This is a genomic window from Segatella copri, assembly GCF_003465495.1.
Taxonomy (GTDB): domain Bacteria; phylum Bacteroidota; class Bacteroidia; order Bacteroidales; family Bacteroidaceae; genus Prevotella; species Prevotella copri_G.
Map to the genome: position 1 here is coordinate 19389 of NZ_QSAV01000018.1, position 15560 is coordinate 34948.

The 15560-nt window shown below is 45.0% G+C and carries 13 protein-coding genes and 1 pseudogene; 4 read left to right on the plus strand and 10 right to left on the minus strand.

Annotated elements, in window-relative coordinates; translation table 11 throughout:
• Window positions 1-50: 50 nt before the first annotated feature.
• The 8 genes from DWV53_RS06925 to DWV53_RS06960 all read right to left on the minus strand — a co-directional run bounded on the left by DWV53_RS06925 (window position 51) and on the right by DWV53_RS06960 (window position 9993).
• Window positions 51-968 carry an NAD(P)-dependent oxidoreductase gene (locus DWV53_RS06925; protein WP_118152573.1) on the minus strand — a complete coding sequence of 306 codons (918 nt, stop codon included), beginning with the start codon at window positions 966-968 and terminating at the stop codon, window positions 51-53.
• Window positions 969-981: 13 nt separating this feature from the next.
• Window positions 982-2052, minus strand: a complete 1071-nt coding sequence (gene serC / locus DWV53_RS06930; protein WP_118152575.1) for a 3-phosphoserine/phosphohydroxythreonine transaminase — start codon at window positions 2050-2052, stop codon at window positions 982-984.
• Between the two features lie 286 nt (window positions 2053-2338).
• Window positions 2339-3658 (minus strand): DEAD/DEAH box helicase, encoded by a 1320-nt coding sequence (locus tag DWV53_RS06935; RefSeq protein ID WP_118152576.1) that lies wholly within the window; start codon window positions 3656-3658, stop codon window positions 2339-2341.
• A gap of 97 nt (window positions 3659-3755) precedes the next feature.
• Entirely contained in the window at window positions 3756-4982 is a 1227-nt protein-coding gene (locus tag DWV53_RS06940) for a tetratricopeptide repeat protein (protein ID WP_118152578.1), read from the minus strand.
• Between the two features lie 23 nt (window positions 4983-5005).
• Complete coding sequence (locus DWV53_RS06945; RefSeq protein WP_118139437.1) at window positions 5006-6115, minus strand: DUF6057 family protein; 1110 nt, start codon at window positions 6113-6115, stop codon at window positions 5006-5008.
• 11 nt (window positions 6116-6126) lie between these two features.
• Window positions 6127-8226, minus strand: coding sequence for an alpha amylase C-terminal domain-containing protein (locus DWV53_RS06950; RefSeq protein ID WP_118152580.1), 2100 nt, complete (start codon window positions 8224-8226; stop codon window positions 6127-6129).
• 65 nt (window positions 8227-8291) lie between these two features.
• A complete protein-coding gene (locus tag DWV53_RS06955) occupies window positions 8292-8735 on the minus strand; it encodes a YhcH/YjgK/YiaL family protein (RefSeq protein ID WP_118152582.1) in 444 nt (147 codons plus the stop codon).
• Window positions 8736-8913: 178 nt separating this feature from the next.
• Entirely contained in the window at window positions 8914-9993 is a 1080-nt protein-coding gene (locus DWV53_RS06960) for a phosphatidylinositol-4-phosphate 5-kinase (RefSeq protein WP_118152614.1), read from the minus strand.
• A 272-nt stretch (window positions 9994-10265) separates the two neighbouring features.
• On the opposite strand from DWV53_RS06960, the gene DWV53_RS06965 reads away from it, so the two are divergent.
• Entirely contained in the window at window positions 10266-10973 is a 708-nt protein-coding gene (locus DWV53_RS06965) for a LytR/AlgR family response regulator transcription factor (RefSeq protein WP_118152584.1), read from the plus strand.
• A gap of 31 nt (window positions 10974-11004) precedes the next feature.
• On the opposite strand, the gene DWV53_RS16100 is transcribed toward DWV53_RS06965, so the two are convergent.
• Window positions 11005-11667: an HAD family hydrolase gene (locus tag DWV53_RS16100; RefSeq protein ID WP_228114681.1), complete on the minus strand. Its 663-nt coding sequence runs from the start codon at window positions 11665-11667 to the stop codon at window positions 11005-11007.
• Between the two features lie 99 nt (window positions 11668-11766).
• A pseudogene (locus DWV53_RS16105) lies at window positions 11767-12420 on the minus strand (carbohydrate-binding module family 20 domain-containing protein); the annotation flags it as partial.
• Between the two features lie 191 nt (window positions 12421-12611).
• Here DWV53_RS16105 and mltG point away from each other — a divergent pair.
• From mltG to DWV53_RS06985, 3 genes are all read left to right on the plus strand, one after another.
• Window positions 12612-13664, plus strand: a complete 1053-nt coding sequence (gene mltG / locus DWV53_RS06975) for an endolytic transglycosylase MltG (RefSeq protein ID WP_118152588.1) — start codon at window positions 12612-12614, stop codon at window positions 13662-13664.
• A 150-nt stretch (window positions 13665-13814) separates the two neighbouring features.
• Entirely contained in the window at window positions 13815-14087 is a 273-nt protein-coding gene (locus tag DWV53_RS06980; protein WP_006849014.1) for an ACT domain-containing protein, read from the plus strand.
• Between the two features lie 12 nt (window positions 14088-14099).
• The gene (locus tag DWV53_RS06985; protein WP_118152590.1) at window positions 14100-15464 is read left to right on the plus strand and encodes a PFL family protein; all 1365 of its coding nucleotides are present in this window, start codon (window positions 14100-14102) and stop codon (window positions 15462-15464) included.
• Window positions 15465-15560: the final 96 nt, after the last annotated feature.

The window sequence follows — 15560 nt, forward strand, 5'->3', positions numbered from 1 at the left end:
TGCTTCTGTGAAAAAGCACCCTTCATGAGCTATATGTATGGGAAGAATAATTACTTATTTACCTGGAACTTAGTGCATCCATCCTTAAAGAACGCATTGATCTGCTTAGCTGCAGCAATACCGGCATTGATATTTGCTTCTGCAGTCTGTGCACCCATCTTCTTAGGAGTTGAGAAGTAGCGACCCTCGAACTTGGCAAAGTCTGCATCAGCATCAGGCTTGATATCAGTGATGAACTTCAAGTCCTCACGCTCAGCAAGAAGTTTCAGGAGCTCAAGCTCATTGATAACCTCCTTACGCGCTGTATTGATGAGGATGCCACCCTTAGGCAACTGGTTTACGGTCTTGTAGTCGATGCTCTTGATAGTCTCTGGAGTAGCAGGGATATGAAGAGAAACGATGTCGCAAGTCTGGAACAACTCATCCTGTGACTTTACAGCATGCACACCGGCAGCCTCGATAACATCAGCTGGGCAGAATGCATCGTAAGCAGCTACTTCCATGCCAAATCCCTTGGCAATGCGAGCCACATTTCGACCAACATTACCGAAAGCAAGAATACCCAGTTTCTTACCCTTCAACTCGCTGCCAGCCTTTCCGTTGTAGAAATTACGTACAGTAAAGACCAACAAGCCGAATACCAATTCAGCTACTGCATTAGAGTTCTGACCAGGAGTATTCTCAGCCACTACATTATGAGCAGTAGCAGCAGCAAGGTCGATGTTATCATAACCTGCACCAGCACGAACGATAATCTTCAGGTTCTTTGCTGCATCGAGCACCTCGGCATCAGCCTTGTCAGAGCGGATAATCATCGCGTCCACATCCTTCACTGCATCGAGAAGCTGAGCCTTCTCTGTATATTTTTCGAGCAGCACCAATTCGTTGCCTGCTCCCTCTATTTCTTTCTTAATGCCTTCCACAGCAGCCGCTGCGAATGGCTTTTCTGTTGCAACTAATACTTTCATACAAATTCAAAAATTAATGTTGTGCTTCAAAATCCTGCATGGCCTTGACGAGTGCCTGAACACCCTCCATGGTCTGTGCATTGTAGCAGCTGGCACGGAAACCACCCACTGAGCGGTGACCCTTGATACCTACCATGCCACGCTCTATAGCGAAGTCGAGGAATGGCTTCTCCAACTCCTTGTACTCATCGTTCATCACGAAACAGATGTTCATCAATGAGCGTGAAGCCTCTTCCACTGTACCCTTGAAGAGTTTGTTGCGGTCGATTTCAGCATAAAGAACTTCAGCACGTTCGTGAGCACGCTTATCAGCAGCCTCAACACCACCATTAGCCTTCAACCAGCGGAGATTCTCCATCAAGGTATAGATAGGAACAACAGGAGGAGTATTGAACATACTGCCCTTCTCAACGTGAGTACGATAATCGAGCATTGTAGGAAGCTCGCGAGGAGCCTTGCCAAGCATATCATCCTTAACGATGATAACGGTAACACCTGCCATAGAAAGATTCTTCTGAGCACCTGCATAGATGGCAGTATACTTAGAAACATCTACTGGACGGCTCATGATATCTGAAGACATATCAGAAATCAATGGTACGTTTACATCTGGATCTACACGGAGTTCAGTACCATATATAGTATTGTTGCTTGTCAAATGCAAGTAATCACAATCGGCTGGTACAGTGTTAGGAACCTGTGGATAGAAAGTGAAATTGGCGTCGGACGATGATGCGATCTCCACGACCTCACCAAAATGCTTTGCCTCTTTCATTGCCTTCTTAGCCCAAGTGCCAGAATTAATGTAGGCAGCCTTCTTGATGAGGAAGTTTGCTGGAATCTGCATAAACTGCAATGACGCACCACCACCAAGGAAGATTACGGAATAACCCTCAGGAATGTCAAGAAGCTCCTTGAATAAGGAGACTGCCTCATCAACTACTGGCTGGAAATCCTTAGCACGGTGGCTGATTTCCATCAATGAAAGACCTGAACCATTAAAATCCAAAATCTGCTTTGCTGTGTTCTCAATCACTTCGCGTGGAAGCATTGATGGACCTGCGTTAAAATTGTACTTCTTCATCTTTGTATAATTATTTAAGTTTTATACGATATAATCCTGTTAGCAGGAAAAATTAGTGCACAATACACCCATATAGGATACATAGTAAACCTTTGGATTGTATTTACGACTGCGAAATTACACTTTTTATTTGAAACTACCAAACTTTTCTGCACATTTTTAGCGTTTTGCGCAGATTTCTTTCATTTTGTTAGTCATTTTAGTATAATAACTGCATATTTATGTCTATTTTTACATTTATTATACATTAGCAAGCAACAGAGAAAAGATAGCAGCAGTTTGTCAACTACCTTACCTCTTCCACTATCGTTTTGACACCTTTTATCTTTTCGCCCTTTACATTATTCAGTACGCTGCGCAACTTCGTTCGGGAAATGGCAGCATAAGCATAACGGTCATTAACATCAATCTTACCAATTTCAGCCGACTGCAGCCCACCCTTCTTGCAAAGGAAGCCTAAGATGTCACCCTTGCTGATTTTATCCTTTTTGCCTTTACCTATATATATAGTAGCCATCTTAGGTTTGGCTGGCGCAGGAAGCTGATCAGCAGCAGGCATCTCGTAATCCTCAATTTCAGCATCCACATATTCCGGAATATGCTCTTCAGGACCTAACAGGAAGAAAGCCCTGCCCTGGGCTTCCCATCTTGCCGTACGCCCTACACGATGGATATAACCATCTTCACTTTCCGGCATGTGATAATGGATAATATTATCTATATCTGGAATATCAAGTCCGCGCGAAGCCAGATCCGTACTCACCAAGATATTGGCACTACCGTTGCTGAAACGATAGAGAGAAGCCTCGCGTTCTTTCTGTTCCAATCCACCATGGAAGAAAGAGGTTGAAAATCCCTGCTCCACCAGATATTTATTGGTGCGCTCTACACTGTCGCGATAATTGAGGAATACAATGGTACTCTGATCGCCTAAACTGCGTAGCAAAAGTGACAGACTCTCCAGTTTATCCTTTACCGGACTATCCACCTTATATATATGTACACGGTCAGGAACCTGATCTTCATCCACACGGTAATCTATCTTTTCTACCCTACCCATGTGTACGAAATGAGGAATCTCCTCCGCCTCGGTAGCAGAAAGCAGGAAATGTCGACGCAAGCCAGGCAAAGACTTGATCAGTCGGCTCATTTCGTCCTGGAAACCCATCTCCAGACACTTGTCAAACTCATCAATAATCAGGTATTTGATGTGATATGGAGAAAGATTTCCCTTATCCAGATGATCATTGAGACGGCCTGGAGTTCCAAATACAATCTGAGGACGAACCTGTTTCATCACGCGATGCTCATCCATCGTAGCACGACCACCATAGCAAGCCATCGCACGCAAACCGCTGCCCATATTCTTCAATACGTTAGCCGACTGCAAAGCGAGTTCCCGACCAGGAGTTACCACCACCGCCTGTGCCTCGTCATCAGTAGCATCTATAAGTTGGGTAAGAGGCAGAAGATAAGCCAGTGTCTTGCCACTACCTGTTGGCGAAAGTATCACCACATCCTTGTTCCCGTGCAAGATTGCCTGCATGGAATTCTGCTGCATATCATTGAGCTCAATGCCCAGTTTATCTAAAATTCTGTCTATCATAAATTTCTAATAATCAATTTCTAAAGAGAAGTATTCTTTTATTAAAGAGAAGTTTTCTTTTCAAGAGAAGTTTTCATAAATTCCTCATCATGAGGCATTATTTCTTTTTCTGATTGAGTAGTTTGTCAATCTCATCAAACTCCTTACCCATGTTCAGGTTCAGATAGATGGTATATAGCGGCAAAGCCCACTGGTCCTGCATATCAGGCGCCATCGTTCTGTACTTCTGCAGATAAGGCATTGCACTCTTGTAAAGTCCGTCTATCACCTGATGCGTTTTGCGGGATTGCTGCGAATTCTTATCCATTTCAACCGCCTGATTGAAATAAGCCAAACCTATATTATAATAAGCACCAGCCAAAGAATCGTTCACAGCAAGTGCCTTTTTGCTCACTTCGATGCATTGCTTGAAATCACCCATATTCAGGAGAATGGTTCCCTTGGTAAAGAGATAGATATCATTGTCGGGAGCTATCGCCAGCGCCTTATCTGCCACGGCGAGCGCAGAATCGAGCTGGTTCTCCTGCGAATAAAACTCTACCAGACGCGGGAAGAAGAACGGGAATTTCGGATCCCGCTCAAAACCTTCCTTCAAGGTCGAGAGATAGCGCGCAGTATCCTTCTCCAGTTTATAAGTCTCTGCCAGATACTGTAACATATAGTTATAATGAGCCGTATCTTTCAGCGCCTCATAAGAATGATGAAGCGTAGCTTTGGTATCTTGCATCTTATATCCGGCATAAACAGCCCAATAAGCAGCCGAAGAAAGATATTTGTCTTTTTGAGCATACTTATACGATTGGAACATCGGTGCTGTACTGCACGCTATGTACTGGTCAAAGAACTGATAAGCCTCCTTATATTTCTGCTTCCTGATAAACCAGGTTCCTCCGTTATAGAGGTTCGGCCGGATTCTGTTCAAATATTCAGAATGAGACTTGCGGAAATCATACTCACATTTTCCTTTCTTGTTAGGAATCATCTCAACGGAATCAAGTCCTTGGGCTATAACGAAGAGCTGTCGGGTTGCATTGAAGAGCTGGGCTGTATCATACGCCTGTTTGAGGTAGAGTTTCTCATTACCCTGTTCATACTGCTTCTTCACAGCATCAAAGAGAATATTCCAAATTTTCTTGTTATTCCGGTTGGCAGAATCCGTCAGGAGTTTGCGCATACTGGATTCGGCCTTCGCCAAATCCTTGCCAGCCTTTACCAGATCTTTGGCTGCAGAAATCTCCTTCTTCTGTGCCTGCAACCCTAATGGCGCCAACAGAAGAAAAGCTATCTGTAAAACCCATAAGTTTCTGAATATCTGTATTTTCATATTAATCTCCTAAATTAAAACTTTCATTTGTTTCCATACTCATAATAATACCAGTAGGTATTTCCATAAGTATCCCGAAGAGCATTCTGCTTTTCTGTCTCATTAGCATATTTGTGATCCATCTGCTGGAAATCCTCAAAGTCTGTATCCATCACATTATCGTGATAAACGATACTTGGATTACTGCGGCGATGCGTATAAAGAACCAACGCTTCCTTATAATGAACAGGCAGTTTGCCCGAAGTTACTTTGTAATGTTTCTGCACCTCTGCTACGAACTTGTCTAGTTGCTTGTCCAGCAAGAGTGCACAAAGCTGATAGTCAACAGGCAGACGATACTTGAGATGATGTTTAACCATCCATGCCGAAGGTTTCTGCATCCATTTTGGCGCCTTCCACATCATAGCCTTCACGGTTACGCTATCCGGCATCATCGCCTTACTTCCACCTACCAGCGGATAAGTAAAGAGACGGCTGCCCAGCTCGCCTGTTTCGTTGAGACAGGCTATACGGAGCATTGTCAGCGAAGAATCTGTTTTCAGAGATTTTTCACCTACTTCCAAAGCTTTTTCATACTGTTTTTCTTTCATCAGATGTTCCATGCGCATACGTTCATGAAACAGCCGATCATTGCTAGCAACAAAGTTGACAAGCAATATCATCACCAGCATCTGGAGCAGATTCACCCACATATAGCGGGAGAACCAGCCGTTGCTGTGAGGCTCTGTTTCTATCGGCTCCAACTGGCGGGCTATCCATATCAATCCGCCCCATAGAATCAGACAGAGTGGCAAGATAATCCACCACGCCCCCAGCGAATGATAACGGTCGATATCAACGGGGATATCGGTAATCATCGTCAGGATGAGGAACGAAGGGAAATAAGTAAGCCCGTGGAAACGGCGTTTCACACGGGTTACTGCGTACACTCCCACTTGCAGCAGATAGAGTACGAGCGTGATAAGCAGTGGAGCCAGCGTGTAACTGTAGTTGGTCAAACCGCCTGAGAAAACATGCTGAGCCACTGCCAGTACGTCTGCCTGGTAAAATGCCAGGTAGACGTAGGTAAATGTGATAAAGATGATAGCACAGGCGATTTGCATCTTCGCAGTACTACTCCTTTTATTTTTCATAAATCAATCTATTAATTTTTCTTCAGCACCAAAGCTGTACGAGCTGGCAGATAAAGTTTCAGCCACTCCTTACGGTCTTTCACATAAAGTGGATCGTAATTAGTCAGATGCGTCATCGTGTCATCATTCAAGCCATTACCGCCGAAATCCTTGCTGTCAGAATCAAGCACTACACTGTAGGAACCGGTTGGAACCAGGAAGCCATAGTCGGTGAAAGAGCGGGTTGGCGAGAAGTTAAACACGAAGAGCAGATCGCCACGCATAAAGGCGAGAACCTGATCGCCATCATTATGCCAGATTTCTACAACTGGTGTCTTGTTAAAATTCTTTTCGCTTGTAATCGTCTTGAGCATTTCTCGGTCGAAATCTCCAAGATAGTGGTAGCAGAGTTCATGATTATCTACCAGATTCCACTGTCTTCGGGCGTATTTATGGCTCCAGCCATTACCCTCGCGAGGGAAATCAATCCACTCTGGGTGACCGAACTCATTACCCATGAAGTTGAGATAACCGCCATTGATTGTAGAGGCGGTAACCAGACGGATCATCTTATGCAGAGCAATACCACGATGAGCCATTTCGTTTTCATCGCCCTTCTTGAAATGCCAATACATATCGGCATCAATCAGACGGAAGATGATGGTTTTATCGCCCACCAATGCCTGGTCATGACTCTCACAATAAGAGATGGTTTTCTCATCCGAACGGCGGTTCTTTACCTCCCAGAAGATGCTGGATGGTTTCCAGTCTTCATCCTTCAGTTCCTTGATGGTCTTGATCCAATAATCTGGAATATTCATCGCCATGCGATAGTCAAAACCATAACCGCCATCCTCAAACTTGGCAGCCAGGCCCGGCATTCCGCTCACCTCTTCGGCAATCGTAATGGCATGCTTGTTAACCTCGTGAATCAGACAGTTGGCAAGGGTAAGATAGCAGATGGCATTATCATCCTCGTGACCATTGAAATAATCGCCGTAGTTGCAGAATGCCTCACCCAGACCATGACTGTAATAGAGCATGGATGTTACACCATCAAAACGGAATCCGTCGAAATGGAACTCATTGAGCCAATACTTGCAGTTGCTCAACAGGAAGTGGATGACTTCATCCTTTCCATAGTCGAAGCAGAGACTGTCCCAAGCCGGATGCTCATGACGGTCGCCAGGATAGAAATACTGGTTAGGATCGCCAGCGAGATTACCCAGTCCTTCCACCTCATTCTTTACGGCATGAGAGTGAACGATGTCCATGATGACGGCAATACCATTCTGGTGAGCTGTATCAATGAGATTCTTCAACTCTTCAGGAGTTCCGAAGCGGCTACTTGCAGCAAAGAAACTGCTTACATGATAGCCGAAGGAGCCATAATACGGATGCTCCTGGATAGCCATAATCTGAATGCAGTTGTAACCATCCTTGATGATACGTGGCAACACATTCTCCTTAAATTCTGTGTAAGTGCCAACCTTCTCAGCATCCTGTGCCATACCGATATGGCATTCATAGATGAGCAGAGGTGCCACATTTGGTCTGAAGGTTTTCTTCTTCCATTTATATGGTTCCGGATTCCAAACCTGAGCAGAGAAAATCTTGGTCTGGTCGTCCTGTACTACGCGCTGTGCCCATGCAGGAATACGCTCGCCTTCACCACCTTCCCAATGAACTTTCATCTTGAAGAGATCGCCATGTTTCATCGCTTTCTCCGGAAGTTTGAGTTCCCAGTTGCCGGTATTCTTTACTCTTTTAGCACGATACTTTTCGGTTTCCTGCCAGTTGTTGAAGTCACCTATCAGATAGATGTCTGTAGCATTAGGTGCCCACTCACGGAACACCCATCCACGGGCAGTCTTATGCAGTCCGAAATACTCGTATCCATTGGCAAAATCGCTCAATGTCTGTTTGCCGTTATTAGTCAGCTGACCGAGTTTCCAGAGTGCATGGTCGTGTCGGCCCTTGATGGCATCCTCATAGTCTGCCAGATATGGGTCGTTCTTCACGAGTCCGATATGCTTTACCACAGCCTTCGCTGCCTTTTTTGCAACTGGTTTCTTTGCAGTTGCCTTTTTAGTTGCAGCCTTCTGGGCTGTAGTTTTCTTTTCTGTTGCCATATATCATGATTTTAGATGGTTACTCTATATTATTCTTCTTTAATTTTATCTTGAAGATTTCTTCTTTAATTCTTAATCTTGAAGATAGCCTTGTGGATATCACCACTACCGATGCATGGCTGATGACCATCTTGTGGCCAGAAGATAGCAAACTGACCTGGCTTGCAGGTAACGAGCGTCTGCGCTTTCACACCAGGATACTTGGTTACATCCTTAGCCTCGTTATATTCCACTTCAGGAAGATCAGCAAGAGGAGTATAGCCATAAGTCTCCTCGTTGTCAAGAGGAATCTGAATATCAATCATCTTGCGATGTGTTTCAAAAACAGCATCTTCCTCGCTTTTTCCGTGAGCTGTCGTTATGTTAACAAAGAGGTTACCCTCCTTGATAAAATGCTTACCGTCCTCCAATTTAGAGAGGTCATTATCTTTGATAAACTTCACTACATCAGCGAAGAGCGGATTGAGAGAAACATATTTCTCCAGATTGTCTAAAGTATCTACTACCATAATTATAGTTAAGCTTTGAGATTTGAACATTTACTTTTAACTTTGAGACTTGAAAACAGAACATTGAACATTCGATATTCAACATTATAATATGTTCTTTTTCTCATTATTTAAAATATAAAGGTTCTCTATCTCGTTATTTATAATTTCTTTGTATTTTTCTAATTTTCTGAAGAGATTAGTCTTCAAATCGTTTGCCGTTTTCGTAGGCTCCCTTGGCTGTAACCTGTCCGTTGCGGTCTTTTTCTACAAATCTTCCGTCACGCACATCGTTACGGTAGGTTCCTTCGAAACGCTTACCGTTTTTATCTTCTTCTATGCAAGGTCCCTGGCGCTTACCTTTGTGATAGGCACCCTTGAATCTTCTGCCATCAGCATAATGAATCACGACATTACCATCTACCAGACCGTTTTTGAACTCACCTTCAAACACGTCACCGTTCTTCTTGGTCAGTTTGCCCCTGCCGTTCTGCAGATCATCCATCCAGTCGCCTACATAGATATCGCCATTCTTCCAGATGAAGGTACCCTGACCGGTACGCAGGCCATCCTTAAACTGTCCGTTATACTTGTCGCCCTTTGCAGAGCGGAAGATGCCTATACCCGTGCGTTCTCCCTGCACATAATCGCCTTCATAAATGTCGCCATTATGAAATTTATAGATACCCTTTCCGTCCTGGATATCATCCTTCCAGTCGCCGATATACACATCGCCATCAGCATATTTGAAAGTACCTTTTCCTGAGCGCTGGTTGTCTAGCCACTGACCGTCATAAGTAGTTCCGTCTCCCCAATTGAAGAAGCCGTTTCCATTCTTCATATCGTTCATCCACTGGCCTTTATACTGTGCGCCATTGGCATAACTATAAACGCCGCGTCCCTGACGCTTGTCCTTATACCAGTCGCCGTCATATTTATCACCATTATAATAGAACATGACGCCATGACCATGCTGGTAATCGCGGAACCAGAGGCCTACATATTTGTTGTTGTTCTGGAAATAGTAGGTGCCTTTACCATGCTGCTGGTCCTGCATCCACTGTCCCTCATACTTTTCGCCATCACTGAAGGTATAAACGCCATAACCTTCGCGCTTACCTTTCATATAAAAGCCTTCGTAGGTATCCCCATTCTTATAGATGGTAGTACCTTTTCCCTGCGGCTTTCCGCTCACCATTTCGCCTTTAAACTGACCTCCGTCACGGGTGATGCAAGAGCCTAGCGAAATCTTCTGGGCTGAGGCATCAACCGATGCCATAGCCAAAGTCAAGGCAAGGAAAAAGCACTTGCTCCGACAGTACAATTTGGTATGTTGTTTCTTATTGTATTTCATATTCTATAGTTATAGTCTGACTTATCAATCTCCAAAATTACGGTTTTTTCCTCAAATAGCCAAATAGATTAAACAAATTTAAGGTAAAATCATGAAAATAGATTTTTATCTGAAAAAATCTGCAGCTTGAAACAATAAACAAACACATTTTTCGTTTTTACGAAAATCGAGAATAAAATCACTAAAACAGTAAAATTATGATTTTAAATTGCGCCATCATAGATGAAGATCCGGAAGCTTTGCAACTCCTGGAACAGTATATAGAAAAAACTCCGACCCTGCATTTGATCGGAGCCTACAAAAGTGCGATAGATGCTGTAGACGGCATCCATCACAACCATCTCGACATACTTTTTCTCGCCATCCACATGCAGCAGATCAGCGGTTTGGAATTTGCAAAGGTTGTACCCAAGAACGTGAAGATTGTCTTCACCACCGCATTCAAGGAGTATGCCATCGAAGCCTACAAAGTGAATGCATTCGACTATCTGCTCAAGCCCATCACCTACGATGACTTTATGGGATCATGCCAGAAAGTCTTCGAACGCTACATGCAGGACGATAACTACAACCCTATCAAGCGCGACGGTTTCCTGGTGGTAAAACGAGATTACAAATGCGTAAGAATCCCGATAGATGATATTCTGTTTGTTGACTGCGACAAAGACTACATCCGTTTCCATCTTGAGGGCAGGCCTAACATCAGAACCCTGGGCAACCTCAAACAGTTGGAAGAAAGGCTGCCAAGAGAAAAATTCAAGCGTGTACACCGTTCGTTCCTTGCCAACATGACAAAGTTTGATATGGTAGACCAGCAGCACATTACCTATGGCGACCAGAGCATTCCGATATCAGAAACCTACTTTGAATTTATCAAGAAATATCTGGAAGACCATTCTCTATGATGGTCTTCCAAATCATTTTATCCTACCTTTCTTATAATATCTGCAAGGGTGATGATACCAGGATAGAAGCTCCATGTGCCAGCAGAAAATCGTGATCTCTGAATCCCCACAGCACTGAGATACAAGGCATTCCGCTGTTCTTTGCCGTCATCACATCCACGTCGCTGTCGCCGATATATACCGCCCTTTCTCTATCCGCATGCAGCTGCCGCAAGGCTTCGTTTACGGTATCTGGAGCCGGTTTTTTCTTGATATTCTCCCGCTCTCCTATCGCCACATCTACCAGGTCGCCGAAGAAATGGCGGCATATTTCCCGGGTAGCTGCATAAAACTTGTTGCTTACCACCGCAATGTTCTTTCCCCTATTCTTCAGTTCCTCCAGCATCTCCATCACGTCCGGATAAGGTTTCGTATTATCCATATTGTGCACCATATAATGCTTGCGGAAATCCTGTAGGGTTTTCTCAAACTTCTCGTTCTCCAATCCTCCCGGCACGGCACGTTCCATCAGTTTCTTCACCCCGTTTCCTACAAACATACGTACTTCCTCCAGCGTACGTTCAGGCATTCCGTTCAGCTTCAGCGCATAATTGCAGCTTGCAGCCAGGTCGTGGAGAGAAGAAATCAGGGTTCCGTCAAGATCGAAGATATAGGTATCGAAATTGAACTGGGCATGAACCGGAACCCTCTTGATGCGGAACTCACCGCCGTGTAGCACATAAACATCCTGATGGTATACGCGGATTTCACCCTGAGGAGTTCCCTGTCCACCAGCCTGTTCATTACCCGAAATGCCAAAGATTCTGTTATCCCCAAATTCCCATCTCTTCAGTTTCTGGGTCTGTGCATCAATCACCACATATTTATATTCTATCGGCTCATCGATAGCCTGCACATTCACAGATATTTCCCAGTCCTTGCCATGATTGTTCTGCATCTTCAGGAAATGAGCCGGATTCCATTTGCCCAGCGTAGGATGATTTCCCAACAGAGCTACAGCCTCACCCTCATAGAGTTTCGGGGCATGAATCTTGAAGATGATAGTACGGTCGAAGAGAGGCAGACGCGCTGGCTTGACATCAGTAAACTTTACCTGCTGCAATACGAAGGCATTTTTTTCCACGTAAGGATTATCCTCCTCCAGCCAATAGTCCTGAAAATAGAAATTCTTACTCTCATCAAAAACATATTGGCGGGCAGAAGCGAGCGATTCCCTACGCAGCACCTTTCCCTCAGCATCTTTCACGCAGTAGCAGTAAGCTACAGCTACGAAAGGGTGATGGCGGTTCTGCCTTGACGCCATTTCCACCTCCCAGTGATAACCGTCCCGGGTGGTCATCGGCAAGTCCATCGTATCTTGATAGCCGTCAGCAGCGGCAAAAGTTAATTCTACATGCAGGGCATGACCCCACTTGGCAGCATACGCTATCGAAAACTTCATTTTCATAATCCTTTTATAATAATGTGCCCGAAAGCACCGATACACATGTTGATTCTCAATGTCAAGTGCAAAGGTAACAAAAAAGCAGACACAACGGATAAAGAAAGATGACAATTAACCTATTTTAAATTCCTATACTTTGCTATTTCCCATTTTTACTGTACTTTTGCACCCGAAAAATAACAAACAAGAAGAATATGAAAAAGAAAAAATCATTTTCTAAGCTCTATCTGTATGGTGCTATAGGCTGCATCGCAGTCATCGCCATCGTAGGCTACATCTACTGTTTCTCTTCCTTCTCGAAGAGCAGCAACACCGAGTATGTTTACATCGACAGCGATGATAACATCGACTCTGTATACAACAAGCTCCGCCCATTTGCCAAGAGCATTCCGTTCCAGGCATTCAAGACCCTGACTCTCCATTCCGGCTATGCCGATCATATCCGCACCGGCAGATACGCCATTGCTCCGGGCGATGGTGCCCTCAAGACATGGCGCCACATGAAGAACGGTTTGCAGGAACCGGTTAGCCTTACCATCCCTTCGGTACGCACGCTCGACAAACTCTCTGATGAGATTGGCAAGAAGATGATGTTTGGCAGCAACGACCTCTACCATGCCCTGCGCGACGAGAGCGTCTGTCAGAAATATGGTTACGATACTGCCACCATCGCCTGCATGTTCGTACCTAACACCTACGATCTCTACTGGAACATCTCGGTAGATAAATTTCTGGAGCGCATGAAGAAAGAAAGCGACAAGTTCTGGAACTTTGAGCGCACCGAAAAGGCAAAGGCTATGAAGCTGACACCGGTTGAGATCATCACCCTTGCCAGCATCGTGGACGAAGAAACAGCCAACAACGGTGAGAAACCGATGATAGCCGGCATGTATTATAACCGTCTGATGCTTCGCAATGCCGAATATCCAGAGGGTATGCCATTGCAGGCCGATCCTACCATTAAATATGCCTGGCAGCGATTCGACCTCAAGCGCATCTACAACAACCTCCTGTCTATCAAGAGCCCGTATAATACCTACAAGAACCCAGGTTTGCCACCGGGGCCTATCCGTATTCCGAGCGTAGCAGGTATCGATGCCGTCCTCAACCATGTGCATCACAATTACCTCTACATGTGTGCCAAGGAGGATTTCAGCGGCACTCATAATTTTGCCCGCACTTACGATGAGCACCTGCAGAATGCAGCCAAATATTCTAAGGCACTCAACGAAAGAGGTATCAAGTAAGATAAGGAAACAAGAAAGGTAAAAATGAGTCAGAAAACTTGCAAAGCGTTAGTGATTTTACAAGTTTTCTGACTTTTTATTTGGTAGTCTAACAAAATAGTTGTAAATTTGCAGCCGAAAACTTACCAATTTAAAATAAGGAATAAATACATGAACAGAACGATTATTACAGTAGTGGGCAAGGATACCGTTGGTATCATCGCCAAGGTATGTACCTATTTGGCAGAGAACAGTATCAACATCTTGGATATCTCTCAAACCATCGTACAGGAATATTTCAACATGATGATGATCGTAGACATGGGCAAGATGCAGAAAACTTTCGAGGAAGTAGCCGATGAACTCACCAATGTTGGTAAGGCTATGGGCGTGCAGATCAAATGCCAGCGCGAGGAAATTTTCAATATGATGCACAGAATTTAAAAAGCAAACAATATGATCAATATATCTGAGGTTATCGAAACCAATAAGATGATAGAGCAGGAGAATTTCGATGTGCGTACCATCACCATGGGTATCAACCTTTTGGATTGCGCATCTACCGATCTCGATGAGCTCTGTCAGAACATTCATAATAAGATTACACGTCTGGCAAAGAACCTTGTGAAGACCGGCGAAGAAATCTCCAAGGAGTTTGGTGTGCCTATCGTCAACAAGCGTATCTCCATCACTCCTATCTCGCTGGTAGGCGGTTCTGCCTGCAAGACTACCGACGATTACGTGAAGATTGCCAAGACCCTCGACCAGTGTGCCAAGGAGCTCGGTGTCAACTTCCTGGGCGGCTATTCTGCCATCGTAAGCAAGGGTATGAGCAAGAGCGATGAGCTCCTTATCCGTTCTATCCCTCAGGCGATGGCACAGACCGATTTCGTCTGCAGCTCAGTCAATGTGGGTTCTACCAAGACCGGTATCAACATGGACGCCGTCCGACTGATGGGCGAAATCGTAAAGGATACAGCCAAGGCAACCAAGGACAGAGGTTCTCTGGGTTGCGCCAAACTCGTTGTTCTCTGCAATGCGCCAGACGACAATCCGTTCATGGCTGGTGCCTTTCATGGTGTTTCTGAGGCCGATGCGGTAGTGAGTGTCGGTGTCAGCGGTCCTGGCGTTGTAAAATATGCATTGGAGAAGGTAAAGGGCGAAAGCTTCGAGGTTCTTTGCGAAACCATCAAGCGCACCGCCTTCAAGATTACCCGTGTAGGTCAGTTGGTAGCCAAGGAGGCTTCACGCCGTCTGAACGTACCTTTCGGCATCATCGACCTTTCATTGGCTCCTACCCCAGCTATCGGTGATAGTGTAGCCGATATTCTCGAGCTCATCGGTCTTGAGCATGCCGGTGCTCCTGGTACCACAGCAGCTCTTGCACTCCTGAACGACCAGGTTAAGAAGGGCGGTATCATGGCTTCTTCTTATGTAGGTGGTTTGAGCGGTGCCTTCATCCCTGTCAGCGAAGACCAGGGTATGATCAACGCTGTAGAGGCAGGTGCGCTGACCATCGAGAAGCTTGAGGCGATGACTTGTGTCTGCTCAGTAGGTTTGGATATGATTGCCATCCCTGGCGATACTCCAGCCACCACCATTTCCGGTGTCATTGCCGACGAGGCTGCCATCGGTATGGTTAACCAAAAGACTACTGCCGTACGTATCATCCCAGTTGTGGGCATGAAGGTAGGCGACAATGTAGATTTTGGCGGTTTGCTCGGTCATGCTCCAATCATGCCTGTAAACCCATTCAGTTGCGAAGCATTCGTAAACCGTGCCGGTCGTATTCCGGCTCCAATCCACAGTTTCAAGAATTAAACTGTTTTGATTCAAAATACCAATCCCCCATCCTGCTTTCTCAAGCGGGCTGGGGGATTTTTTCATTGTATAATCACTTATCTATCTTCTAAAGCG